19 protein-coding genes are annotated in these 21675 nt (G+C 73.0%); 10 read left to right on the forward strand and 9 right to left on the reverse strand.

Features of this window, described 5'->3' with window-relative positions; all coding sequences use genetic code 11:
* Positions 1 to 5 precede the first annotated feature (5 nt).
* Positions 6 to 494: a MerR family transcriptional regulator gene (locus tag ACFVVA_RS07470; protein WP_387686611.1), complete on the reverse strand. Its 489-nt coding sequence runs from the start codon at positions 492 to 494 to the stop codon at positions 6 to 8.
* A gap of 143 nt (positions 495 to 637) precedes the next feature.
* On the opposite strand from ACFVVA_RS07470, the gene ACFVVA_RS07475 reads away from it, so the two are divergent.
* From ACFVVA_RS07475 to ACFVVA_RS07485, 3 genes are all read left to right on the forward strand, one after another.
* Positions 638 to 1885: a CynX/NimT family MFS transporter gene (locus ACFVVA_RS07475; protein ID WP_387686614.1), complete on the forward strand. Its 1248-nt coding sequence runs from the start codon at positions 638 to 640 to the stop codon at positions 1883 to 1885.
* Between the two features lie 43 nt (positions 1886 to 1928).
* Positions 1929 to 2447 (forward strand): carboxymuconolactone decarboxylase family protein, encoded by a 519-nt coding sequence (locus ACFVVA_RS07480; RefSeq protein WP_387686617.1) that lies wholly within the window; start codon positions 1929 to 1931, stop codon positions 2445 to 2447.
* A gap of 185 nt (positions 2448 to 2632) precedes the next feature.
* Positions 2633 to 4564 carry a penicillin-binding transpeptidase domain-containing protein gene (locus ACFVVA_RS07485; protein WP_387686620.1) on the forward strand — a complete coding sequence of 644 codons (1932 nt, stop codon included), beginning with the start codon at positions 2633 to 2635 and terminating at the stop codon, positions 4562 to 4564.
* A 134-nt stretch (positions 4565 to 4698) separates the two neighbouring features.
* Here the strand turns inward: ACFVVA_RS07485 and ACFVVA_RS07490 are convergent, their stop codons facing one another.
* Positions 4699 to 5010, reverse strand: a complete 312-nt coding sequence (locus ACFVVA_RS07490) for a hypothetical protein (protein ID WP_387686623.1) — start codon at positions 5008 to 5010, stop codon at positions 4699 to 4701.
* Between the two features lie 216 nt (positions 5011 to 5226).
* Here ACFVVA_RS07490 and ACFVVA_RS07495 point away from each other — a divergent pair, with 216 nt between their 5' ends.
* Entirely contained in the window at positions 5227 to 6135 is a 909-nt protein-coding gene (locus ACFVVA_RS07495; protein ID WP_387686625.1) for a UTP--glucose-1-phosphate uridylyltransferase, read from the forward strand.
* 119 nt (positions 6136 to 6254) lie between these two features.
* On the opposite strand, the gene ACFVVA_RS07500 is transcribed toward ACFVVA_RS07495, so the two are convergent.
* Positions 6255 to 7484 (reverse strand): FAD-dependent monooxygenase, encoded by a 1230-nt coding sequence (locus ACFVVA_RS07500; protein ID WP_387686628.1) that lies wholly within the window; start codon positions 7482 to 7484, stop codon positions 6255 to 6257.
* A 296-nt stretch (positions 7485 to 7780) separates the two neighbouring features.
* Between ACFVVA_RS07500 and ACFVVA_RS07505 the strand changes: the two genes are divergently transcribed.
* The 6 genes from ACFVVA_RS07505 (at position 7781) to ACFVVA_RS07530 (ending at position 13186) form a co-directional block, all read left to right on the forward strand.
* Complete coding sequence (locus tag ACFVVA_RS07505; protein WP_359914846.1) at positions 7781 to 8116, forward strand: hypothetical protein; 336 nt, start codon at positions 7781 to 7783, stop codon at positions 8114 to 8116.
* A 146-nt stretch (positions 8117 to 8262) separates the two neighbouring features.
* Entirely contained in the window at positions 8263 to 9840 is a 1578-nt protein-coding gene (locus ACFVVA_RS07510; protein WP_387686631.1) for a peptidoglycan-binding protein, read from the forward strand.
* Between the two features lie 14 nt (positions 9841 to 9854).
* A complete protein-coding gene (locus tag ACFVVA_RS07515; protein ID WP_387686634.1) occupies positions 9855 to 10331 on the forward strand; it encodes a protease inhibitor I42 family protein in 477 nt (158 codons plus the stop codon).
* Positions 10328 to 10732, forward strand: a complete 405-nt coding sequence (locus tag ACFVVA_RS07520) for a hypothetical protein (protein ID WP_387686636.1) — start codon at positions 10328 to 10330, stop codon at positions 10730 to 10732. The genes ACFVVA_RS07515 and ACFVVA_RS07520 overlap by 4 nt, the downstream gene beginning before the upstream one ends.
* A gap of 205 nt (positions 10733 to 10937) precedes the next feature.
* Positions 10938 to 11768 (forward strand): glycerophosphodiester phosphodiesterase, encoded by an 831-nt coding sequence (locus ACFVVA_RS07525; RefSeq protein WP_387686639.1) that lies wholly within the window; start codon positions 10938 to 10940, stop codon positions 11766 to 11768.
* Positions 11765 to 13186, forward strand: a complete 1422-nt coding sequence (locus tag ACFVVA_RS07530) for an MFS transporter (RefSeq protein WP_387686641.1) — start codon at positions 11765 to 11767, stop codon at positions 13184 to 13186. Before ACFVVA_RS07525 ends, ACFVVA_RS07530 begins: the two co-directional genes overlap by 4 nt.
* Before the next feature lie 104 nt (positions 13187 to 13290).
* Here ACFVVA_RS07530 and ACFVVA_RS07535 read toward each other — a convergent pair whose 3' ends face one another.
* The 6 genes from ACFVVA_RS07535 to ACFVVA_RS07560 all read right to left on the reverse strand — a co-directional run bounded on the left by ACFVVA_RS07535 (position 13291) and on the right by ACFVVA_RS07560 (position 21486).
* On the reverse strand, positions 13291 to 15141 hold the full coding sequence (locus ACFVVA_RS07535; protein WP_387686644.1) for a trypsin-like serine protease: 1851 nt from the start codon (positions 15139 to 15141) through the stop codon (positions 13291 to 13293).
* Between the two features lie 142 nt (positions 15142 to 15283).
* Positions 15284 to 17017 carry a trypsin-like serine protease gene (locus ACFVVA_RS07540; protein ID WP_387686647.1) on the reverse strand — a complete coding sequence of 578 codons (1734 nt, stop codon included), beginning with the start codon at positions 17015 to 17017 and terminating at the stop codon, positions 15284 to 15286.
* Positions 17018 to 17109: 92 nt separating this feature from the next.
* Positions 17110 to 18684, reverse strand: coding sequence for a trypsin-like serine protease (locus ACFVVA_RS07545; RefSeq protein WP_387686650.1), 1575 nt, complete (start codon positions 18682 to 18684; stop codon positions 17110 to 17112).
* 94 nt (positions 18685 to 18778) lie between these two features.
* Positions 18779 to 20386, reverse strand: a complete 1608-nt coding sequence (locus tag ACFVVA_RS07550; RefSeq protein ID WP_387686652.1) for a trypsin-like serine protease — start codon at positions 20384 to 20386, stop codon at positions 18779 to 18781.
* A gap of 42 nt (positions 20387 to 20428) precedes the next feature.
* Positions 20429 to 20905, reverse strand: a complete 477-nt coding sequence (locus ACFVVA_RS07555) for a hypothetical protein (protein WP_387686654.1) — start codon at positions 20903 to 20905, stop codon at positions 20429 to 20431.
* Positions 20906 to 20997: 92 nt separating this feature from the next.
* Positions 20998 to 21486: a hypothetical protein gene (locus tag ACFVVA_RS07560; RefSeq protein WP_387686657.1), complete on the reverse strand. Its 489-nt coding sequence runs from the start codon at positions 21484 to 21486 to the stop codon at positions 20998 to 21000.
* Between the last annotated feature and the right edge of the window lie 189 nt (positions 21487 to 21675).

A 21675-nucleotide genomic window follows, 5' to 3' on the forward strand; every position in this document is an offset into this window, starting at 1 on the left:
GCCTCCTACGGCGCGGAGCCGTCCGGCAGCGGGTGCTCCGGCAGCGGGCCGTCCGGCAGCCCGGGCAGGAAGCCGTCGGAGAGCTCCTCGCCCGCCAGGGCGGCGTCCACCCGGGCGCTGATGTGGGCCCGGGTGGTCGGACAGTCGAGCGGGCGGTCCCGACTGCACAGCAGCATGTGGGTGAGGACGGCCGCGGCGTGTTCCAGCCGGCGGGCGCGGACGAGCATCCCGTCCCGCTGGGCGTGCAGCAGCGCCCTGCGCTCGGCCGCCTGCTCGCTGGCCAGCACGGCGGCGGTCCCGCCGACCGGGATCATCCCGTCCACGTGCCAGAGCTGGACCAGGGCGAGGCGTTCCAGCGCCTCCCGGTCGTAGTGGCGGACCCGGCCGCGGCGCGCGGCGGGGGCGACCAGGCCGCACTCCTCGTAGTAGCGCAGGGCCGGTACCGAGAGACCGAAGGCCGTCGCGACCTCGGTGATCGAGTGGAGCTCCGCCATCTGCCGCCTCCTCCGTCGGGGGTGGGCCCGGACCTGATCATGTTCGGACCGGATCGTGTTCGGGCCGGGTTGCGCTCAAGCGCGCTTGAGCGAGAAAGCTTAGGCAAGCCTAACCTCTTGTCGAAGCGAAGGGCCCTCCTCTCATGCCGCCCACCGATGCGCCCGCCACCACCGCGCCGGTCACCGCCGTACCCGCGCCCGGCACCCCCCGGGCCTCCGGAGCCCTGCTCGTGCTCGGCTTCGTCCTGCTCAGCCTCAACACCCGGGTCGCGTTCGGGCAGATCGGGCCGCTCGCGCCGGTCGCCGGGTGGGGCCCGGGCACCGTGACGCTGCTCGCGCTGCTGCCGCCGCTGTGCATGGGCCTGTTCGCCCCGCTCGGCGCCCTGGCCCGGCGGCGGCTCGGCGAGGAGCGCGGACTGTTCTGGGCGAGCGTGCTGCTGCTGGTCGGAGCGACACTGCGGACGGCGGGCCTGACCGGGCTGTATGCGGGCACGGTGCTGGTCGCGGTCGCGGTGGCGGTGGTGAACGTGCTGATCCCGGTGTTCGTCCGGGCCCGCTTCGCACCCCGGCGGATCGGCACCATGACGGGCGTCTACGCGCTGTCCATGGGCGCCGGTTCGGCGGTCGTCGCCGCGCTGGTCGCGCCGGTCGCGGACGCCTGGTCCTGGCAGGCCGCGATCGCGATCGCCGTCGTCCCCGCGGCCCTGGCGGCGGCCGGCCTGGTACCGCAGCTGCGGGTCGCACGGGAGCTTCGGGCCGCACCGGAGCCGGCCGGGCCCGCCGCACCCGTCGGACGCCGACCGGTCGGGCGGACGGCGCTCGGCTGGAGCCTGACGGCCTTCTTCGGCGTCCAGACCCTGGTCTTCTACGCGACGCTGGCCTGGCTGCCCACCCTCCTGGTCGACGCGGGAGTGAGCCGGACCGCCGCAGGCACCGACCAGGCCGTGCTGATCCTCGGCCTCGCCGTCGGCGGGTTCCTCGTCCCGACCCTGGCCGCCGCCCGGAGCGACCAACGGCCGCACATCCTGGGCGTGGTGGCCGTCTGCGTCCTCGGTCTGCTCGGCCTGGTGCTCGCCCCGGCCGGCGGGGCCCCGCTCTGGGCCGCCGTCCTCGGCATCGGCATGGGCGGCGGGCAGGCGCTCGCCGCCGTCCTGTTCGCCCGCCGGGGCACCGACCCGGAACACGTCGCCGCGCTCTCCACCATGGCCCAGACCTGGGGCTACCTGCTCGCCGCCACCGGCCCCGCGCTCGCGTCGGCGCTGCGCACCGCGAGCGGCACCTGGACGGCACCGTTGCTCGCGATGGCCGGCCTGCTGGTGGCCGGCTGCGTCCTCGGACTGCGGGCGGGGAGGGCTGTCACAAACCCGCGCCGGGATCCGTCGGACAGGTGACCGCACGGTCCACCCACCCGCTCGGAAGAAGAGGAACGCCAGCATGAACGCCAGCACGAACACCCGCCCGATCACCGCCGAGGTCCCGCTGCGCCCGCGCATGGCCCAGGATCCGGTGGAGCTCGTCCCCGAGATCACCGAGGTCTCGGCCGCGCTGTTCAGGGCCACCGGCAACGGGTCCGTCCCCCGGAGCACCATCGGCCTGGTCCAGCTGCGGGCCGGCCAGATCGCCGGCAGCACCTACCTGACCGTCCTGCACACCGGTTTCCTCCGCGCGGCCGGCGAGTCCGAGGAGCGGATCGCCTCGGTCGCCGGCTGGCCGGACTCGCCCTGGTTCACGGCCCCCGAGCGCGCGGCGCTCGCCCTGGTCGAGGCCGTCCTCCGGCCCAGTCCGCACGGCGAGCGGGTGTCGGACGCGCTGTACGCCGAGGTCGCCGGGCACTACGACGACAAGGCGCTGACCACGCTCATGCTCGCCATCGGCCAGGTCAACTTCTTCACCGCCATCGCCCTGGTCGCCAAGCCCGTCCCCGGCCGGTCCTTCACCGACCCCTGGGCCTGACCGGCCCGCACCCCTGCGGCCCGCCCGGCCGATCACCGGGCGGGCCGCACCGGTCGACCGATCACCCGTCCCGGCATAGGCTGATCCGCGCCCGAACGGACTTTCGTCCGGCCGGGCCGGGGCGGGCCGACATACCGGAGGGGGCGTGCCCGCGGCACACGAGGGATCACAGGGGGGACGGCGGCATGTCCGGGGAGCGGAAGAACGACCGGCACGACCAGCACGACGAGTACGACCGATATGACCAGTACGACGAGGACGACGGGCACAGCGGGCACAGCGGGCACAGCGGGCACGCCGGGGTCCACGGGCACGAGGGGCTTCACGGGCACGACGGGCTCCAGCCGCACGAGGGGCTCCAGCCGCAGGACGGCTACGGCGCCCACCGGGAGTACGACGAACTCGCCGACGACGACGTCCGGTACGAGCCGTTCGACGAGGACGAGGAGCAGGACGGTGGCGGGGCCCCGCGCGGATCGACCACGCGCCGGGTCGTGATGGTGGCGGCCGGAGGGGTGTTCGCCGCCCTGCTGGCGGTCGGCGGCTACGGCGCCTACAACGTGCTGAACGCCGTGACGGACAACGGCCCGTCCGGCGCTCACCAGGGTGCCGGCACCGTGTCGAAGGCCCCGCAGGACCCGCCGACCGCCGAGCAGGCCGAGGCGGCGGCCAAGGAGTTCCTGGCCGCCTGGAGCCGCGGCGACATCGCGGCCGCCTCCGGTCTGACCGACCGGCCGGAGACCGCCCGCGCCGCGCTGACCACGTTCCAGGAGCAGGTGGGCCCCCGCTCGCTCGCCCTGACCGGGACGGGCCGCGCCCAGGCCGACTCCCCGAGCGAACCGGCCCTGGGCTTCCGGGTGAAGGCGGAGTTCGAGGGCACCCCGGACGCCTGGGAGTACGACGGGGTGCTGAGCGTCGTCCGCTCCCAGGACGGCCGGCCCGTGGTGCGCTGGAAGCCGTCCGTGATCCACCCGCAGCTCGCCCAGGGCGGGACCATCGCGGTGAAGGCACTGCCCAACGCCGTCTCCAAGCCCACCGACCGCAAGGGCCGGCCGCTCGACACCTTCCCGTCGCTGCGCGCCGTCCTCCCCCAGATCACCCCGCCGGACGGCGCCGCCACCGTCACCGGCCGGGCCGTCATGCTCTCGGGCCCGGGCGGCGGCAGCGAGCCGGAGCAGTTGTTCGTGCTGACCCCGCCGAGCGCCCCGCAGGTCAAGCTCACCCTGGACGCCGACCTGCAGCAGGTGGCCGAGGAGGCGGTCAAGCAGCAGTCGGCGAACGGCAATCCGGCCTCGCTGGTGGCCGTCCAGCCGAGCACCGGGAACATCCTGGCGATGGCGTACGCCCCGCAGGGCGGCTTCAACCGCGCGATCGCGGGCGGCCAGGCGCCCGGCTCGACGATGAAGGTGATCACCGCGGCCGCCCTGCTGGAGGCCGGGGTCGGCCCGGACACCGTGGTGCCCTGCAAGGCCACCACCTACTCGCCGCGCGCCTGGCACAACGACGAGCCCGGCGACTTCCCGTCCTACACGCTCGCCGACGACTTCTCCCACTCCTGCAACACCGGCTTCATCGACAAGGGACTGGAGAAGCTCCAGCCCGGCACCCTGGGCACGGTGGCCCGCGACCAGTTCGGCCTCGGGCTGGAGTGGCACATCGGCGTCCCGAGCCGGGACGCGACCGTCCCGGCGCCCGGGAACAAGGACGAGGCCGCGGCCTCGTACATCGGCCAGGGCCGGATCCAGGCCAACTCGCTGGCGATGGCCTCGGTCGCCGCCACCGTGCAGAGCGGGACGTTCCGCCAGCCCGTGCTGCGCGAGGACGCCAAGCGGGCGACGGCACCCGGCAAGCTCCCGGCCGACGTCGCCCGGGACCTGCGCGCCATGATGGCGAAGACCGCCACCCAGGGCACCGCCCGTACCCCGATGGCCGGCCTGTCCGGCCAGATCGGCGCCAAGACCGGCACCGTCGAGGCCGGCGGCCAGGCCAACAACAGCTGGTTCATCGCCTACCGCGGCGACCTCGCCGTCGCCGCCGAGGTCGAGGGCGGCGGGCACGGCTTCAGCGCGGCGGGCGTGGCCGCGGCCCAGGTGCTGAAGGCGGGCGGCAAGGGCTGAGCCGACCGCCCACGGCCGCCGGGCTACGCCTCGCCGGCGGCCGGGCCGGGACGTCCGGCGCGCACCGCCCACGTGCGCGCCGGGGCGCGTGCGCGGGGGTGGATTGGAGCAAGTGCTGTGGCGCGGGGGGTGGTTCAGGCGGTTCCTTCGCCGTGGATCAGGCGGAGGTCCGGCACGCCGGGGAACGGAGGAGTGCGCTCCGCCTCCCGTTCGGCGATCAGGTCGGCCAGCATCCGGGCGCCCATCGCGCGGAACCCGGCCTTGCGCTCCTCGTCGGCTTCCTCCTCGCCCGGGTAGAGGATGGCGTGGACGGCCCCGTGCTCGTCGTCCCAGGTGTAGCTGCGGTACGGCGGCGGGCCGGGCTCGCCCGCCTCTTCGGCTTCGCCCGTCCCTCCGGTCCCGCACGTCGTTCCGGTCTCGTCCGTCGTTCCGGTCTCGTCCGTCATGGGAACCTCCGGTGGTCGTCCTCGGGTGCTCTTCCGGTATGGGAAACGAATCGGGAGCAAAAAGGGCCCGGCCCCGCCGGGGAATCCGGACGGCTTCCGCGGGGCCAACTTCCGTATGCCGACCGTCCACTTAACGGCACGTCAGCGCTTGATAGCGTCGACCGGGACGCCGCGTCACCACGGCGCCGCACCTCCCACGAAACGAGAGAGCGCCACATGGCCCCCAGGACGATCCGCCGAGCCGTCATCCCCGCCGCCGGCCTCGGCTCCCGCCTCCTGCCGCTGACCAAGGCCACGCCGAAGGAGATGCTGCCCGTCGGCGACAAGCCGGTCATCGAGCACACCGTGCGCGAGCTGATCGAGAGCGGAATCACCGACATCACCATCGTCGTGAACGGCGACAAGGGCCTGATCCAGGAGCACTTCCGCCCCAACCCCGTCCTGGTCGAGCAGTTGCGCCGGGACGGCAAGGAGGCCTTCGCGGCGGCGGTCGAGGAGGTCGGCGAGCTGGCCCGCAAGGGCCACATCAGCTACCTCTACCAGCACGGCCCGTACGGCAACGGCACCCCGGTGCTCAACGCCGCCCGCCACTTCGGCGACGAGCCCTGCCTGGTGCTCTGGCCCGACGACGTCTTCGTGGCCGAGGTCCCCCGCGCGCAGCAGCTGATCCGGGCGTACGAGCAGACCAACGCGCCGGTGCTCGCGCTGATGCCGATGGCCCCCGAGGACTCCTACCGCTACGGCGTGCCGGTGGTGAAGGAGGACCTCGGCGGCGGCTCGCTGCGGATCACCGGTCTGGTCGAGAAGCCGAAGCCGGCCGACGCGCCCTCCTCGTACGCGGCGATCGGCGGCTACGTCATCACCCCCGGCATCGTCGACGAGCTGCGCGAACTGACGCTCCGCTGGCACGAGAAGCCCGAGGACGAGGTCTACCTGACCGACGCCATCAACGCCTACGCGGCGCGGCGCGCGGTCTACGGGCAGGTCATCGCCGGCACCTGGTACGACACCGGCAACCCCGCCGCCTACCTGCGCGCCCAGTTCGCCGCGGCGCTCGCCAACCCCGAGTACGGCCCCGATCTGCGCCGGCTCGCCGCGGAGCTCTCCCCGGCCGTCGCCGGCTAGGCGGTACGGCCCGTGCCCGGCGGGCCGGCGCCCGAACCTCCCGGGCGCGGGCCGTCCGGGCACGGGCCGTCCGGGCACGGGCCGGTGAGCGGCGCCCCGCCGGCCGGCGGTCCGGCAGATCAGTAGTCCGGCAGGTCGAAGTCGAGGGCCGCCCGGAAGGCCGCCTCCAGCTTCGGGTCGGACTGCCCGAGGTTCGTGACGGTCTCGGACCGGGCCTTCCGGTCCCCGGTCACGTCGAGGATCGCCTGGTTGGCGGCCACGTGGTCGCGCAGCCGCCGCTCGTAGGCGGGGTAGGCCGCGCGGTGGTCGCCGTCGGCCGCGCGCAGTTCGCCCGCCAGGACGTAGGCGGCGGTCAGCGCCACGCTGGTGCCCTGGCCGGTGGCCGGGGAGCAGCAGTAGCCGGCGTCGCCGAGCAGGACGACGCGGTCGTTGGACCAGCGGTCCATCCGGATCTGGGCGACGACGTCGTAGTGGAAGGCGTCGGACTCCCGCATCGCCTCCAGGAAGCGCGGCAGCTCCCAGCGCGCGTGGGCGGAGCGCTCGGCCACCAACTGCCGCTGGCGGGCCGGGTCGCGCGGGAGCATGTCGTCGATCGGCTCGTCGCTGTGGAAGCCGACGAAGACGCGCAGTTCGCTGTTGCCGCGGACGGTCATCGCCATGCAGAACCAGTTCGGGTCGTCGCCGTCCCGGTGGGCGATCTCCCAGCGGTCGAGACCGAGGTGATTGGGCGCGCTCCAGCCGGCGACGTAGGTGTTGATGGGGTGGAGGTAGTCCGCCTCGGGGCCGAAGACGAGGCGCCGGGTGTTCGAGTGCAGGCCGTCGGCGCCGACGACCAGGTCGAAGGAGCGCTCGGTGCCGCTGCGGAACCGGACGTCGACGCCTCCCGGGTGCTGCGCCAGGGTGGCGATCGAGTCGTCGAAGCGGTACTCGACACCGGGCCCGGCGGTCCCGTCACCCGCGCCGCCACCGTCCGCTCCGGCGATCAGCTCGGCGAGTTCGTCGCGCAGGATCTCCACGTCCGGGCCGCCGATCGGCCCGCCGCTGGCCGTCCACTCGGTGGTGCTGCGCAGCTCGCGGCCGTCCGCGTCGACCACGGACATCCCGCGCAGCCCGGTCCGGCGGGCCCGGACCTCCTCCAGCAGCCCCATCCGCTCGACCACCGTCAGGGCGGTGCCGCGGATGTCCACCGCCTGCCCGCCGCCGCGCAGCGAGGGGGCCCGCTCCACGACCGTGACGCGGAAGCCGTAGCGGTTCAGCCAGTGGGCGAGCGCGGTGCCGGCGATCCCGGCGCCGGAGACCAGGACCGAGGTGGGGCGGGTGCCGGAGTGCGGCCGGATGCTGTTGGACATGGTGACCTCCCGTGGGTTGCTCTGTTTCAACACCAGCGTGGGCCGGGGCACTTGCACCGTGCGGACAGGACGCGGACACGGCGCTGTCACCGCTGACAGGGCACCGGCGGCGCGCTGACAGGACGGCGCCCGGTCGAGCCCCGGCGGGGCACCGTGGCCGATCGGTGGACGGTGTGTCATGAATCTGCAACAGCGCCCCCACCAGGCGCGATACGAATTGCCCGGGCACCGGGCGGCCCGTATGGTGCTCGGACGCCGTCGCGCGGACGGCTCGGGGGACGCACGAGGGGTGAACCATGGCGCAGGGGTCGGGGTACGCGATCCAGGCCGGCGGGGCCGAGGGTCAGGCGAAGGCGCTGGACAAGGCGTCCGGGGACGAGGGCACGATCGGGACGGCGATCAGCGACCCGGTGTGCTACACCGCTGACGTGTTCGGGGGCGAGGACGTCGATCCGGCGTACCAGAACTTCAGCAGCTCCTGGCAGGCGCAGAGCGCGACGATCAAGAGCGCGCTGAGCGAGCTGGCGGGCAAGGTGCGCGGTTCCTCGGCCGGCTACCAGTCGGCCGACGGCGCTGTGGTGAAGGACCTCGTGGCGGCCTCGGGCAGCGGCGGGTACCGGCCCTTCGGCTGAGTCCGGCACAGGGGCCGCGGCTGTACGCACGGCCGAACGCGCGGTTGTACGCGCGGCCGAACGCGCGCCCTGGCGGCCGACGAGGAGCCGGCGGGCAGCGGCAGGAACCACACCACGGGCAACGGGAACGGGGCGAACGAGCCGCCATGGCAGGCGAATCCACCACGCAGCGCTGCAAGGCGCTGAGCGACCGGTTGAAGGACGTCCGCGAGGCGGACAGCAAGAACGGGCTGATCTCCGCGATCAAGGGAGCCCTCGCGGTCCACGCGCCGGTCGGGGACCCGGGCACCATCGAGGCCACCGGCAACCGCTACAAGAACGCGGCCGCCGACTCGAACCAGCTCCACCAGGACGTCCTGGCGGTCGCCACCGCCGGGCTGCCGGACGTCTGGACCGGTTCCACGGGGGCGAAGGCCGCCGAGGTGGTGGCCGCCGCGGCCCGCGCCGTCGACGAGCAGACCAGCGCGCTCCACAACGGCGGGATAGCCCTGCTCCGCCTCGCGGACGCGCTGCGCAACGCCCAGGGCCAGGACGGCGCCGCGCGGTCCGCGCTCCAGCAGGTGCTGGGCTCGCTGGGCGGTGAGGACGGCTGGTTCGACGGCTGGTTCGAGGACGACGAAGACGAGGCGGCGCGCAAGAAGGCGCAGCAGGCCGCCGTCCCCCAGGTCGACGCGATGCTGAGCGCCGCCAAGCGCGCCGACGAGGCGGCCCGTGCGGCGGCCCGCGACCTGAACAAGCTGGCCTCCGAGGCCCGCGCGGGCAAGATGAAGACCGGTGCGGTCACCGCCGCCGACAAGCTCGTGCTGGCCGAGACCTCCGGTCCTGACGGTCCGACCGAGCTGAACGAGCTGTTGACCGCCAACGACATGAAGCGGTCCGGCGAGTACCTGGACAAGATGAACGAGAAGGACCGCGCGGACTTCGAGAAGCTGCTCGCCGACTCCAAGTCCCCGCAGGAGCGCGCCTATCTGATGAAGGCGCTGGCGGCCGGTCACAACCTGGACGAGATCCGCGCGTTCCAGGGCAAGATCCACGGCAAGGACCCGGAGTGGCTCCGGACGCACCTGACGCCCGTCCGCACCGAGGACGACGACACCACCAGCGGCGGGACCAACGACGACGGTTCCAACAAGAACACGGACGAGGTCACCTTCGACGGTGCCCGCTGGCAGCAGGCGAACACCGAGGGCACCTGCGTCGCCTCCTCCACCGTCACCGCCCGGGCGATGGTCGATCCGCTCTACGCGCTGGACCTGACCGGCGGGCCGACCGGCCAGGAGGACGACCCGGCGGCGTTCCAGCAGCGGCTGCTGGCCGAACAGCACCGGGTGCACCAGGAGGGCGACGGCGGCGACAACTGGGACGGCATGGGGGCGGACGGCAAGGAGAAGGTGCTGGAGAAGGAGGTCAGCCCGCACACCGGCGCCGACTTCGACTACAAGAAGATGCCGAACCCCGACGACCGGCGCGAGCTCCTGCCGGACATCGAGAAGGCGGTCGCCGACGGCAAGCCGGTGCCGGTCGGGGTGGAGGGCTACGACAAGGACGGCAAGCGGTCGGGCCACGCCATGATGATCGTCGGCCAGGAGGGCAACATGCTGCAGATCTACAACCCGTGGGGCACCACCACCTGGGTCAGTGAGGACGACTTCGTCAACGGCCACATGGGCGGCGCCTCGGACAACCGGCTGCCCACCGCCTACGCCGTCCACCTGCCGAAGTGACCGGGACGGTACGGGTGTTCACGAGGGTTCCGGTCCGGGCGGTGGCACTGGCGGCCGGCCTGGGCGTCCTTGCGGCCGTCCTGGCGGCCGGGCTGACGGCCTGCGGGCAGGACGCGACGGCCGCGCGGAGCGGGCCGGAGCGCGGCCGGGTGCTCGGCGCGCAGGAGCGCTCGGTCGACCTCGCCGTCGGCGAGCGCTTCACGGTCGCCGTCCCGGACAACACCTCGGCCGGCGACCGCTGGAGCGTCGTGGACCCGAGGCCGGACGCCGCCGTCGCCGCCCTGGCCGACGAGCGGCTCGACCTCCCGGAGAAGTCGAAGACCTCGGACGGCGTCGGCGGCACCCGCTTCTACACTTTCGAGGCCAAGGGCCGCGGGACCACCGCCGTCACCCTCCTCAACTGCTTCCGCAGCTACTGCAACCTCCCCGCCCCCAGCGACGAGAACAGGAAACTGGTCGTGCGCAACACCTACACGGTGACGGTCCGATGAGCCCCGACGACCGCTTCCGCCCCAGGACGGACGACGAGCTGCGGCAGCTCGACGTGTCCGCCATGCTCCGCTACGGCCTGGCCTTCGCCGGCCCGCACCGGGCCGCACTGTTCGGCGAGGGCGCCGTCGCGGCCGCGCTGGCCGCCGACCGGCTGGGGGTGTTCCCCCGGTCGCTCGCCTTCCTCGCCGAGGTGGTGCGCAGCGGCGGCGCCCGCTACGCCGCCGACCTCCCCGAGCCTCTCCCCGGGACGGAACCGGCCCGGCTCGCCCGGGACTGGCTGGGTTCGGCGGCCACCACCGTCACCACCGTCGACGGCGACCAGTTGCTCGCCCGCTGGCTGGAGGCCGTCGCGGAGATCCTGGGACTGCGCCGGGACGTCCGCGGTGGAGCGGGGGGCTGAGGGGCGGGGGGCTGAGGGGCGGCCCGGCCCGGGGCCGGTACCTGCGGATCGGGGCCGTCCGGGCGTCCCCTCTCCCGGGGCCGGTACCTGCGCCGGAACGGAGCGTTACTGCTTGACAGGGTGCGTAATACTGTAACGCGGTACGCCCGCGGACCACGGCCTCGCGGCCCCGCCGGGTCCCTGTCCCCGCAGCTCGGAGCAGCACATGCACCCCTTCCTCGACCACCCCGGGCCGCTCGCCTTCGCGCACCGGGGCGGTGACCTCGGGCGCCCCGAGAACTCGTTCGCCGCCTTCGAGGCCGCCGTCGCGCTCGGGTACCGCTACCTGGAGACGGATGTTCACGCCACCGCCGACGGCGTGCTGGTGGCCTTCCACGACTCACGCCTCGACCGGGTCACCGACCGCGCCGGGGCGGTGGCGGAGCTGCCCTGGGAGGCCGTCGGGCGGGCCCGGATCGGCGGGACCGAGCCGGTGCCGCTGCTGGAGGACCTGCTCGGCGCGTTCCCCGGCGCCCGCTTCAACATCGACGTCAAGGCGGCGCCGGCCGTCGGTCCGCTGGTCGAGGCGATCCGCCGGACCGACGCCTGGGACCGGGTCTGCGTCGGCGGCTTCTCCGACACCCGGCTGGCCGCCGTCCGCGCCGCCGCCGGCCCCCGGCTGGCCACCTCGCTCGGCCCCCGCGAGGTCGCCCGGCTGCGGCTGCGTTCGCTGGCCGAATCGTTCCTGCCGTCCGCCGGTCCGGGGTCGCTGTCCCGGCGCCGGGGGGCGCCGTTCGCCGGGCTGTGCGCCCAGGTGCCGGAGCGTCACCGGGGCGTCCGGGTGGTCGACCGGGCCTTCGTCCGCACCGCCCACCGGCTCGGGCTCCAGGTGCACGTCTGGACTGTGGACGATCCCACACGGATCAGGGCTCTCCTCGACCTGGGCGTGGATGGCATCATGGCCGATCGCATCGACGTCCTGCGGGACGTCCTCGGCGAGCGCGGCTGCTGGACGGACGGCAGTACCGGCTCCAGCACGGTGATGGGAACCCCATGAGCACCACGAACTCGGCGACGCACCTGCCGGACGACCCACCGACCGATCCCGCCGCCGGTCCCGCGGCCGCCGCCGACGACGGACGGGCCCTGCGCCGAATACAGTTCGGCTGGTACGTCAACGACTGGGCCAACGCCGCCTTCTCGGCCACCGTCCTGACGGTGTTCCTCGGCCCGTACCTGACCTCCGTCGCCAAGGACGCCGCCGACGCGGCCGGCAATGTGCACCCGCTCGGCCTGACGATCCGTGCAGGATCGTTCTTCCCGTACACGGTCTCCTTCTCCGTGCTGCTCTCGGTCGCGGTGATGCTGTTCACCGGCACGGTCGCCGACCGCACCGGCCGGCACAAGGAACTGATGTGCGGCTTCGCGTACCTCGGCTCGCTCGCCACGATGGGGATGTTCCTCCTCCAGGGCGACCGCTACCTGCTCGGCGGCGCGCTGCTGGTGGTCGCCAACATCTCGTACGCGGTCTCGGTCGCGCTCTCCTACGCCTACCTGCCCGGCCTGGCCTCCCCCGACGAGCGCGACAAGGTCTCCTCCAAGGGCTGGGCCTACGGCTACGCGGGCGGCGGACTGCTGCTGATCGCCAACCTGGCGCTCTTCCAGGGCCACGACGCGTTCGGCCTGGACTCCGGCACCGCCGTGCGGATCTGCCTCGCCTCGGCCGGCCTGTGGTGGGCGCTGTTCACCGTCGTCCCGATGCTGCGGCTGCCCTCCCGGGCCGGCATCGCCCCCAGCCCCACCGCCGCCCCGGCCGAGGACGGCGAGCCCGCCGGCGGCAGCCTGCGCCAACTCGCCGACACCCTGCGTGGCATGCGCAAGCATCCGCTCACGCTGCTCTACCTCGCCGCCTTCCTCTGCTACAACGACGGCATCCAGACCGTCGTCTCCCAGGCCTCGCTCTACGGCAGCGAGGAACTCGGCATGGAGCAGACCTCGCTGGTCACCGCCGTCCTCCTGGTCCAGGTCGTGGCGATCGGCGGCGCCCTGCTGCTCGGCCGGATCGCCCACCGGTACGGCGCCAAGCGGACCATCCTCGGCTCGCTGGTGGGCTGGGTCGTCACGCTGGCCCTGGGCTACTTCATGCCTGCCCACCAGCCCGTCTGGTTCTACGTCCTGGCCTGCATGATCGGCCTGGTGCTCGGCGGCAGCCAGGCGCTCTCGCGCTCCCTGTTCTCCCACCTCGTCCCGCCTGGCAAGGAGGCCGAGTACTTCAGCTTCTACAAGGTCAGCGACCGCGGCACCAGCTGGATGGGCCCGCTGGTCTTCGGCCTCGCCTACCAGATCACCGGCAGCTACCGCTCGGCGATCATCTCGCTGCTGATCTTCTTCGTCATCGGTTTCGTCGTCCTGCTGAAGGTGCCGGTCCGCCGCGCCATCGAGGCCGTCGGCAACCCGGTTCCCGAACGGCTCTGACGGCTCGCACTCCGGCGGCTCGCACGACGACCCGGGCCCGGCCGTTCCCCCGACTGATCGGGGGAACGGCCGGGCCCGGAGTGCTTCCAGCGCTCCGCCGCGCGTCAGCCGGTGATCATCGTCCTGCCTTCGATCGTCGTCCAGCCGCCCCAAGCGCCCGGGACCGGGTCGGCCTTGTAGGTGACGTGGTTCAGGGCGCCGTTCTGCCCGGTGGCGAAGAGGTCCAGCACGCCCGCCGTCGCGTTGAACGTCACGGTCGGGAAGCGGCCGGTGGTGAACTTCCAGTCCCCGACGGAGGTCCAGTCGCGCCACCGCTTGTCGTCGGGCTGCCACTCGGCGCGGGCGAGGACACCGTCACCGCCGACCACGAACAGCTTGAAACCGCCGGTGGCGGGGTCGAAGACCGCCGACGGCGAGCCCGCGAACTGCCGGCCGGGGATCTCGTACCAGCCGCTCCACCTCGTCATGCCCGGCGTGTAGTACGCGTGCGCGACGACCCCGCTGGTCCGGGTGGCGAAGACCTCCACGGTCTGGGTGACCGGGTTGTAGGCGGACGTGGGACTGCCGGAGAACGTCCAGCCGGAGTCCTGGGCGTACCAGTCGCGCCAGCCCTGGCCGTCCGACTTCCAGTAGGTCTGCTTGAGCACGCCGTTGTTGTTGATCGCGAACAGCTCGATGCCACCGGTGGAGGGGTTGTACACGGCGCTCGGGCTGCTCACGAACTCCCCGTTGCCGCGGAGGTCGGTCCAGCCGCTCCACCCCTTCGTGCCCTGGGTGTAGTACGAGTGCGCGACGAGCCCGGTGGTCCGGGTGGCGAAGACCTCCGCGGTCCTCGTCGCCGGGTTGTAGACGGCGGTGGGGCTGCCGGTGAACCTCGGGGCGCGGTCCTGGAAGTACCACTCGCGCCAGCCCTGGCCGTCCGGCATCCAGTAGGTCTGGGACAGCACGCCGTCCGTGCCGATCGCGAACAGCTCGGTGCCGCCGGTGGAGGGGTTGTACAGCGCGGTGGGAACGCTCGCGAACTCCCAGTCGCCGCCGACCTGCGCCCAGCCGCTCCAGGTCGTGCCGTCCGGGCTGGTGGAGAACACCACGTGGTGGTTGCTGTCGACGGCGAAGACCGTGGAGATCTTCCGGACCGGGTCGTAGACCGAGCTGCGGGCGGCCGGGTTGGCGGTGACGGTGTCCCACCAGCCGCCGCGGACCTGGTCGATCCACGCGCCGAGGTCGTCGACGCGGGAGGAGTACGCGCCGGTGCGGGTCTCGGTGGCGGGCACGCCCAGGCAGCCGCCCTGCCAGGAACGGGAGGCCACGGCGACCAGTTCGGCCCTGCCGTTGACCTGACGGATCGCCGGGGCGCCGGTGTCGCCCTTGCAGACCGCCGCGCCACCGGTACCGGTGGTGCCGATGCCGGTCGGACTCACGGTGTCGAGGCTGAACGCGCCACTGTGCAGCTTGTTCGTGATCCACTCGGCCTTGGTCCGGCCGTAGCCGGGCACCCGCAGCGTCTCCCCGGCGCTGGGGGCGGTGGTGGCGACCGCGATCGGGGCGATGTCGGTGACGGGCTTGGCCAGCCGGGCGAGGACCAGGTCACGGTCCTGGCGCGGGGCCAGCTCCACGACCTCCGTCACCGTGCCCGCGCCGGTCGTCAGGTCGGTGCGGCCGATGGTGGCGGTGGTCTTCCACTTGGGCGCGCCCGCCGCGAGGGCCTGCGGCTGCGCCGGGTCGTCGGAGAAGCAGGAGGCCGCGGTGGCCACCCAGTAGCGGTCCACCAGCACGCCGGTGCAGGCGCGCACGTTGTCGCCGATCACCAGGCGCGCGGTGTAGGCGTAGGTGCCGTCGGCGGCCGGGTCGCCGACCACGGCGACGGCCGGGGTGAAGGTGCTCAGCGTGCCGGCGGCAGCGGCCGCGACCAGCACGCCGGCCCGCCAGGAGCGGACCTGGGACTTGCGGGACATGAGGGATCTCCCTGGAACGTTCGAGAGGGACGGCACTCCGCGGGTGCGCGGGGTGCGGAGAGGCTTCACCGTCGACGGTGCGCCGACCCGGGACGGCCCACCCCGCGGGTGGCGGGGCGGGCCGTCCCGGGTCTGCGGCGGGTCAGGGGGCGGAGGGGCCGCCGTGGAAGCGGACCCAGCCCGGGCCCTGCGGGTCGACGGACCACAGGGTGTTGTTGACGTCCCGCACGTAGGTGACCAGGTGCTGGGTGGCCGGGTCGACGACGGTCTGCGGGACGGCGTCCGCGGCGAGCGCGGTGCCGGACGGGGTGAGGAGGAACTCGGTCCACGTACCGGTGGAGAAGTCCAGCGAGTTCAGCCGGTTGTTCGGCCCGTTGACGTACACCACGGTCCGGTTGCCGGTCTTGTCGGCGACCGCGACCGGGTCGGTGGCGGCCCGTACGCCCCAGTCGCGCCAGCCCGGGCCGAACGGGTCGACGGACCACAGGTGGTTCGCGGCGTCCCGGACGAACGTGGTGAAGTGCCCGGTGGCCGGGTCGACCACGGTCGAGGGGACGGCGTCGGGGGCCAGGGCCGGCGGGACGAACTCGACCCGGCCGGCGCCGCGGCGGTCGATGGAGTTCAGCCGGTTGTCCGGCCCGTTGACGTGGACGACGATGTGGCCGTCGTTCGGGTTGACGATCGGGACGGGGTCGGTGGCGGCCAGGCCGCCGTAGTCGTACCAGCCCTCGCCCTGCGGGTCCACCGACCACAGGTGGTGGGCGGTGTCGCGGACGAAGGTGACCAGGTGGTTGGTGGCCGGGTCGACGACGGTGCGCGGCACCGCGTCAGGGGCCAGCACCGTGCCGGACGGGGTCGGGACGAACTCGGTCCAGTGCTTGGTGGTGCGGTCGTAGGACCAGAGCTTGTGGTCCGGCCCGTTGACGTACACCATCACGTGGTTGGTGACCGGGTCGACGATCGCGGTGGGGCGGGTCGCGGCGTAGGGGCCCAGGTTGACCCAGCCCTCGGCCAGCGGGTCGACGGACCACAGGTTGTTCCTGTCGTCCTGGACGAAGGTCAGCCGGTGGCCGGTGGCGGGGTCGACCACGGTGAACGGCGAGGCCTTCACCACGGTCCCCGAGGGGGTCGAGTGGCGGACCTTGGTGATCCACATGCCGAGGTCGTCCACCCGGGTGGCGTACGCGCCGGTGCGGGTCTCGGCGGCGGGCACGCCCAGGCAGCCGCCCTGCCAGGACCGGGAGGCCACGGCGACCAGCTCGGCCCTGCCGTTGAGCTCGCGGACCACCGGAGCACCGGTGTCGCCCTTGCAGACCGCCGCACCGCCCGTCCCCGTGATACCGACGCCGGTCGCGCTCACCGTGTCGAGGCTGAACGCCCCGGTGTGCGCCTTGTCCGGGACCCATTCGGCCTTGGTGCGCCCGAAGCCGGACACCCGCAGCGACTGCCCGGCCGTCGGCGCGGCGGTGCCCACGTCCAGCGGCGTGACGCCGTCGACGGGCGTGCCGAGGCGGGCCATCACCAGGTCCCGGCCCTCGGCCTTCACCAGCTCGACCACCTGGGCCGACTTCGCGCCGACGGTGGCGGTGGTGTTCCACTTCGGCGCGCCGTCGGCGAGCGTCTGCGGCTGCGCCGGGTCGTCGGCGAAGCACGACGCCGCGCTGAGCAGCCAGTACTGGTCGATCAGCGCGCCGGTGCAGCCGCGCAGGTGGTCGCCGATGACGATCCGCGCGGTGGTGGCGGAGGTGTTGTCGGCCGCCGCGTCGCCGGAGACGGCGCCGGCCGGGGCGAAGGTGGTCAGCGTGCCGGCGGCGGCGGCCGCCACGGCGGCCAGCACACCAGCCCGCCGGGAGCGGAACTGGGACTTGCGGGACATGCGGACTTTCCCTTCGAGTGGGCCTGCGGAGACCCGCGGGGGCGGTCGGTCTCGTGCCGACGGCCCCCGCGGGGCAACGGGTGCGGGGCGGGTCAGCCGGTGGTGGCGGCGATGCCCTGGATGGCGCTGCTGTCGACCTTGTAGAAGGTGGTCCAGCTGCCGTCGGCCTTCTTGTCGGCGGTCCAGATCGCGTCGTCGGTGCCGATCGCGAACAGCCGGACGGTGTCGCCGATGGTGGTGGTGGCGACCTGCTTGACGCCCAGAACGCCGGGCACCTGGTCGAAGGTGGTCCAGGGGCCGTTGGCGGTGCTGTCGGTGGTCCAGATCTGCTGGTCGCCGCCGACGGCGAACAGGCGCACCGTGCTGCCGACCGTGGTGGCGGCGATGTGCCGGATGGAGCTGCTGGCGATCTGCTCGAAGGTGGTCCACGTCCCGGCGGTGTAGTCGCCGGTGGTGGTCCAGATCTTGTCGTCGCCGCCGATCGCGAACAGGCGCACGGTGTTGCCGACGGCGGTGGCGGTCACCTGCTTGATGGAGCTGCTGGGCAGGGCCTCGAACCCGGTCCAGGTGCCGGTGGTGTCGTTGCCCGCGGCAGTGTAGATGCGCTGGTCGCCGCCGATCGCGTACAGCCGGACCGTGTCGCCCATGGCGACGGCGGTCACCTGCCGCATGCCGCTGTTGTTCGGCACGGGCTGGAGCGGGCTCCAGGTGCCGGTGGTGCTGTCCTTCGCGGCGGTCCAGATCCGCTGGTCGCCACCGATCGTGAACAGGCGCACCTTGTCGCCCATGGTGACCGCGCTGACCTGACGCGTGCCGATGCTGTCCGGCACCGCGTCGAAGGTGCCCCACACGTTCGTGGTGTACGCGCCCTCGTTGGTCCAGATCTTGCTGTCCCCGCCGAGCGCGAACAGCTCGCTGGCCGGACGGGAGGCCTTCACCTGCTTGACCCAGGCGCCGAGGTCGTCGACCCGGGAGCTGTAGGCGCCGGTGCGGGTCTCGGTGGCCGGGGTGCCCAGGCAGCCGCCCTGCCAGGAGCGGGAGGCGACGGCGACCAGTTCGGCCTTTCCGTTGACCTCACGGATCGCCGGGGCGCCGGTGTCGCCCTTGCAGACCGCCGCGCCACCGGTGCCGGTGATGCCGATGCCATTCGCGCTCACGGTGTCGAGGCTGAAGACACCGGTGTGGAGCTTGGACGGCACCCACTCGTCCTTGGTCCGGCCGAAGCCGGGAACACGCAGCGACTGCCCGGCCGTCGGCGCGGTGGTCGCCAGCGGCAGCACCGCGACACCGTCCACCGCCGTGGCCAGACGCGCCATCACCAGGTCACGATCCGTACGCGGCACCAACTCGGCCACCTGGGCCGACTTCGCGCCCACCGTCACGGTCGTCTTCCACTTCGGCGCACCCGCGGCGAGCGCCTGCGGCTGGGCGGGGTCGTCGGAGAAGCACGACGCGGCCGTGACCACCCAGTAGCGGTCCACCAGCGCACCGGTGCAGCCGCGCAGGTTGTCACCGATCACCAGCCGCGCGGTGGAGGCGTAGGAACCGTCGGCGGCCGGGTCGCCGACCACGGCACCGGCCGGAGTGAAGCTGCTCAGCGTGCCGGCGGCGGCGGCCGCGACCAGCACACCCGCCCGACGGGCGCGGACCTGGGACTTGCGGGACATCAGGAATTCCCCCCTGAGGAGTACGAGAAGTGGGTGCCCCGCCGGACCGGCGGCCGGATGGCGGCCGGCCCGGCGGGACGTGGTGCGGGCCGGGTCAGCCGGTGGTGGCGGCGGTGATCGCCTTCACGCCGGTGGCACCGCCGGGGACCTCGACCCACGGCGTCCAGTTGCCGGCGTTGTAGTCGGCGTCGCGGGTGTAGACCTTGGTGTCCTCGTTGACGGCGACGAGGTGGACGACGTTGCCCTCGACGCTGCTGGAGATGGCCTTCAGGCGGTTCTCGCTGACCTTCTGCCACTGCGGGTCCCAGTGGCCGAGGTCGAAGTGGCCGTAGGTGGTGAACAGGTCGCCGGCGCCGCCGATGATCTGGAGGTCGACGGTGTTGCCGCGGGCGGCGGCGGTGATGCCCTGGACGCTGACGGCGCCGCCGGGGATCTCGCCCCACGGGGTCCAGCTGCCGTCGGGCCTGTTGTCACGGCCGTAGACGCGAAGGTCCTCGTTGATGGCGAAGACGTGGACGACGCCGTCCGCGGTGGTGGTGCTGGTGATGGACTTCAGCTTGTTGACGCCGACCTGCTCCCAGCTTCCGCGCCAGCCGCCGGCCGCGTAGTCGGCGTGGGTGCTGTAGAGGGAGCCGTCGGAGCCGATGATCTGGAGGCTGACGGTGTTGCCGCGGACCGCGGCGGTGATGCCCTGGGCGCCGCCGGCGCCGCCCGGCACCTCGACCCACGGGGTCCACGCGCCACCGACCTTGCCGTCGTGGGTGTAGACCTTGCCGTCGGAACCGACGGCGTAGACGTGCACGGTGTCACCGATGGCGACGCTGTCCACGGCGGTCGGCGAAGGGCTGCTGGCGGTCGACCAGCTGCCCAGCCAGCCGCCCTTGGAGTCGTCGACGGTGTTCCACACCCTGCTGTTGATGTCGATGATCTGCAAGTGCAGGCCGGCCTTGACCTCCGCCGTGCGGTAGCGCAGGTCGTTCACCCAGTCGCCGAGGTTGTCGACCCGGGAGCTGTAGGCGCCGGTGCGGGTCTCAGTGGCCGGGGTGCCCAGGCAGCCGCCCTGCCACGAGCGGGAGGCCACGGCCACCAGCTCGGCCTTTCCGTTGACCTCGCGGATCGCCGGGGCCCCGGTGTCGCCCTTGCAGACCGCCGCACCACCGGTACCGGTGGTGCCGATGCCCGTCGCGGCCACGGAGTCGAGGCTGAAGACACCGGAGTGGAGCTTGCCCGGCACCCACTCGTCCTTGGTCCGGCCGAAACCGGGAACACGCAGCGACTGCCCGGCCGTCGGAGCGGAGGTCGCCAGCGCCAGCGGAGCGACACCGTCCACGGGCGTGGCGAGGCGAGCCATCACCAGGTCACGGTCCGTACGCGGCACCAGCTCGGCCACCTGGGCCGACTTCGCGCCCACCGTCACGGTGGTGGTCCACTTCGGCGCGCCGGCCACCAGGGCCTGCGGCTGCGCCGGGTCGTCGGAGAAGCACGACGCGGCGGTGAGCACCCAGTAGCGGTCCACCAGCGTGCCGGTGCAGCCGCGCAGGTGGTCACCGACGACGATCCGGGCGGTGGCGGCGTAGGTACCGTCGGCGGGCGTGTCACCGGGGACGGCAACGGCCGGAGTGAAGCTGCTCAACGTGCCGGCGGCAGCGGCCGCGACCAGCACTCCCGCCCGACGGGAGCGGGACGAGGTCCTGTGGAGCATTCTCGTTGTCCTTCAGTCGGTTGGATGGATAGGGCGTCCGGCTCAGCCGGTGACGCGCAGTTCGACCAGGGTGGTCGGGGCCTGGCCCAGGCCCTCGCCGATGGCCTTGAAGCCGTCCTTGGGCACGTCCACGCTCTGGGAAGCGCCCGCGGCGGTGAGCCCCACCCGCACGGAACGGCCCGAGGTCTGCACGAAGTACACGTCCGGCAGCTCAAGCGTCAGGAAGCCGCTCGTGGCGGTGGACGTGAAGCAGATCCTGTTGTCGGGGTTGCCAGGCGCGCGGGTCCACAGCTGGATCTGCGTGGGCTTGGAGCAGTCGCCCAGCAGGATGCTGCTGTCGCCGCGTACCAGCTTGACCTTGCTGATGCCGGCTGCGCCGGGGTAGGAGAAGTCCTCGACGGCCGGCGGCATGGCGGCCTCGGCGGTCGGAGGTGGCGGAGGCGTGGTGTCCGCGGTGGCGAGCGCGGAGCCGCCCACAGCGGCGGCCACGGCCGCGACGGCGGCGACGAACCAGCGCACACCGGAGGTCCGACCTTCGCTGCGCGTGGTACCTGGACGGTTGCGAGACAAGGAAGGCTCCGAGGGACCAGGAGGAATGGACGGCATCCGGGTCAGCCGGTGACACGCAGTTCGAGCAGCGTGGTCGGCACCCGGTTGGTGCTACTGCCCATGCCGATGCTCGCGCCGTCATTCTTGGCGATCTCAACGGTGCGAGACACGCCCTCAGCCGTGACCTTGGCGCTGACCGGGTGCTGCTCGGCCCTGATGTGGATCACGTTGGGGACCTCCACCGCGAGGTAACCGGTGTTGGCCGTGGCACGGAAGCAGATCTGGTTGCCCTTGTCGGCCGGCAGCTCCATGCTGATCACCCGGATCTGCGCATCGACGTTGCAGTCGGCCAGCAGGATGTGACCGTCGCCGCGCAGCAGGTTCACGTTGGGAAACGGCGAGGGGCCAGGGTAGTTGAAGTCCTCGACGGCCGGCGGCGCCGACGAGTTGTCGGCAGGCGCGACGTCCGCGCTAGCCAGCGCCGAAGCCGTGAGGGTGGCGCTCGCCGCGACAGCACCGGCAGCAATCCACCTGATTATGCGAGGGTTCACGGGTATTCCTCTCGATGGGCGTTCAAGGGTCTTCCACCGGTCCGACGGGCGGGCGGCAACCCTCTGGAAGGGCGCAGGAAAGGGCCGCCGATGTTCGTCGGAGAAACGAAGTCGACAGCCCTGGCCTGTGATGACAATGCGAAGGCAAATAGTAGGCCATGGGACGGCTGTGCAACGCTCTCGATGACA

The sequence above is a fragment of the Kitasatospora sp. NPDC058048 genome (genome assembly GCF_042885555.1).
Classification (GTDB): Bacteria; Actinomycetota; Actinomycetes; order Streptomycetales; family Streptomycetaceae; genus Kitasatospora; species Kitasatospora lactacystinica.

Coding starts and splice junctions, on each gene's coding strand:
- ACFVVA_RS07520 (WP_387686636.1), top strand. CDS start 10,328: ATGAGCCCCGACGACCGCTTCCGCCCCAGGACGGACGACGAGCTGCGG.
- ACFVVA_RS07500 (WP_387686628.1), bottom strand. CDS start 7,484: ATGTCCAACAGCATCCGGCCGCACTCCGGCACCCGCCCCACCTCGGTC.
- ACFVVA_RS07535 (WP_387686644.1), bottom strand. CDS start 15,141: ATGTCCCGCAAGTCCCAGGTCCGCTCCTGGCGGGCCGGCGTGCTGGTC.
- ACFVVA_RS07525 (WP_387686639.1), top strand. CDS start 10,938: ATGCACCCCTTCCTCGACCACCCCGGGCCGCTCGCCTTCGCGCACCGG.
- ACFVVA_RS07545 (WP_387686650.1), bottom strand. CDS start 18,684: ATGTCCCGCAAGTCCCAGGTCCGCGCCCGTCGGGCGGGTGTGCTGGTC.
- ACFVVA_RS07480 (WP_387686617.1), top strand. CDS start 1,929: ATGAACGCCAGCACGAACACCCGCCCGATCACCGCCGAGGTCCCGCTG.
- ACFVVA_RS07470 (WP_387686611.1), bottom strand. CDS start 494: ATGGCGGAGCTCCACTCGATCACCGAGGTCGCGACGGCCTTCGGTCTC.
- ACFVVA_RS07505 (WP_359914846.1), top strand. CDS start 7,781: ATGGCGCAGGGGTCGGGGTACGCGATCCAGGCCGGCGGGGCCGAGGGT.
- ACFVVA_RS07530 (WP_387686641.1), top strand. CDS start 11,765: ATGAGCACCACGAACTCGGCGACGCACCTGCCGGACGACCCACCGACC.
- ACFVVA_RS07510 (WP_387686631.1), top strand. CDS start 8,263: ATGGCAGGCGAATCCACCACGCAGCGCTGCAAGGCGCTGAGCGACCGG.
- ACFVVA_RS07495 (WP_387686625.1), top strand. CDS start 5,227: ATGGCCCCCAGGACGATCCGCCGAGCCGTCATCCCCGCCGCCGGCCTC.
- ACFVVA_RS07550 (WP_387686652.1), bottom strand. CDS start 20,386: ATGCTCCACAGGACCTCGTCCCGCTCCCGTCGGGCGGGAGTGCTGGTC.
- ACFVVA_RS07490 (WP_387686623.1), bottom strand. CDS start 5,010: ATGACGGACGAGACCGGAACGACGGACGAGACCGGAACGACGTGCGGG.
- ACFVVA_RS07475 (WP_387686614.1), top strand. CDS start 638: ATGCCGCCCACCGATGCGCCCGCCACCACCGCGCCGGTCACCGCCGTA.
- ACFVVA_RS07485 (WP_387686620.1), top strand. CDS start 2,633: ATGTCCGGGGAGCGGAAGAACGACCGGCACGACCAGCACGACGAGTAC.
- ACFVVA_RS07540 (WP_387686647.1), bottom strand. CDS start 17,017: ATGTCCCGCAAGTCCCAGTTCCGCTCCCGGCGGGCTGGTGTGCTGGCC.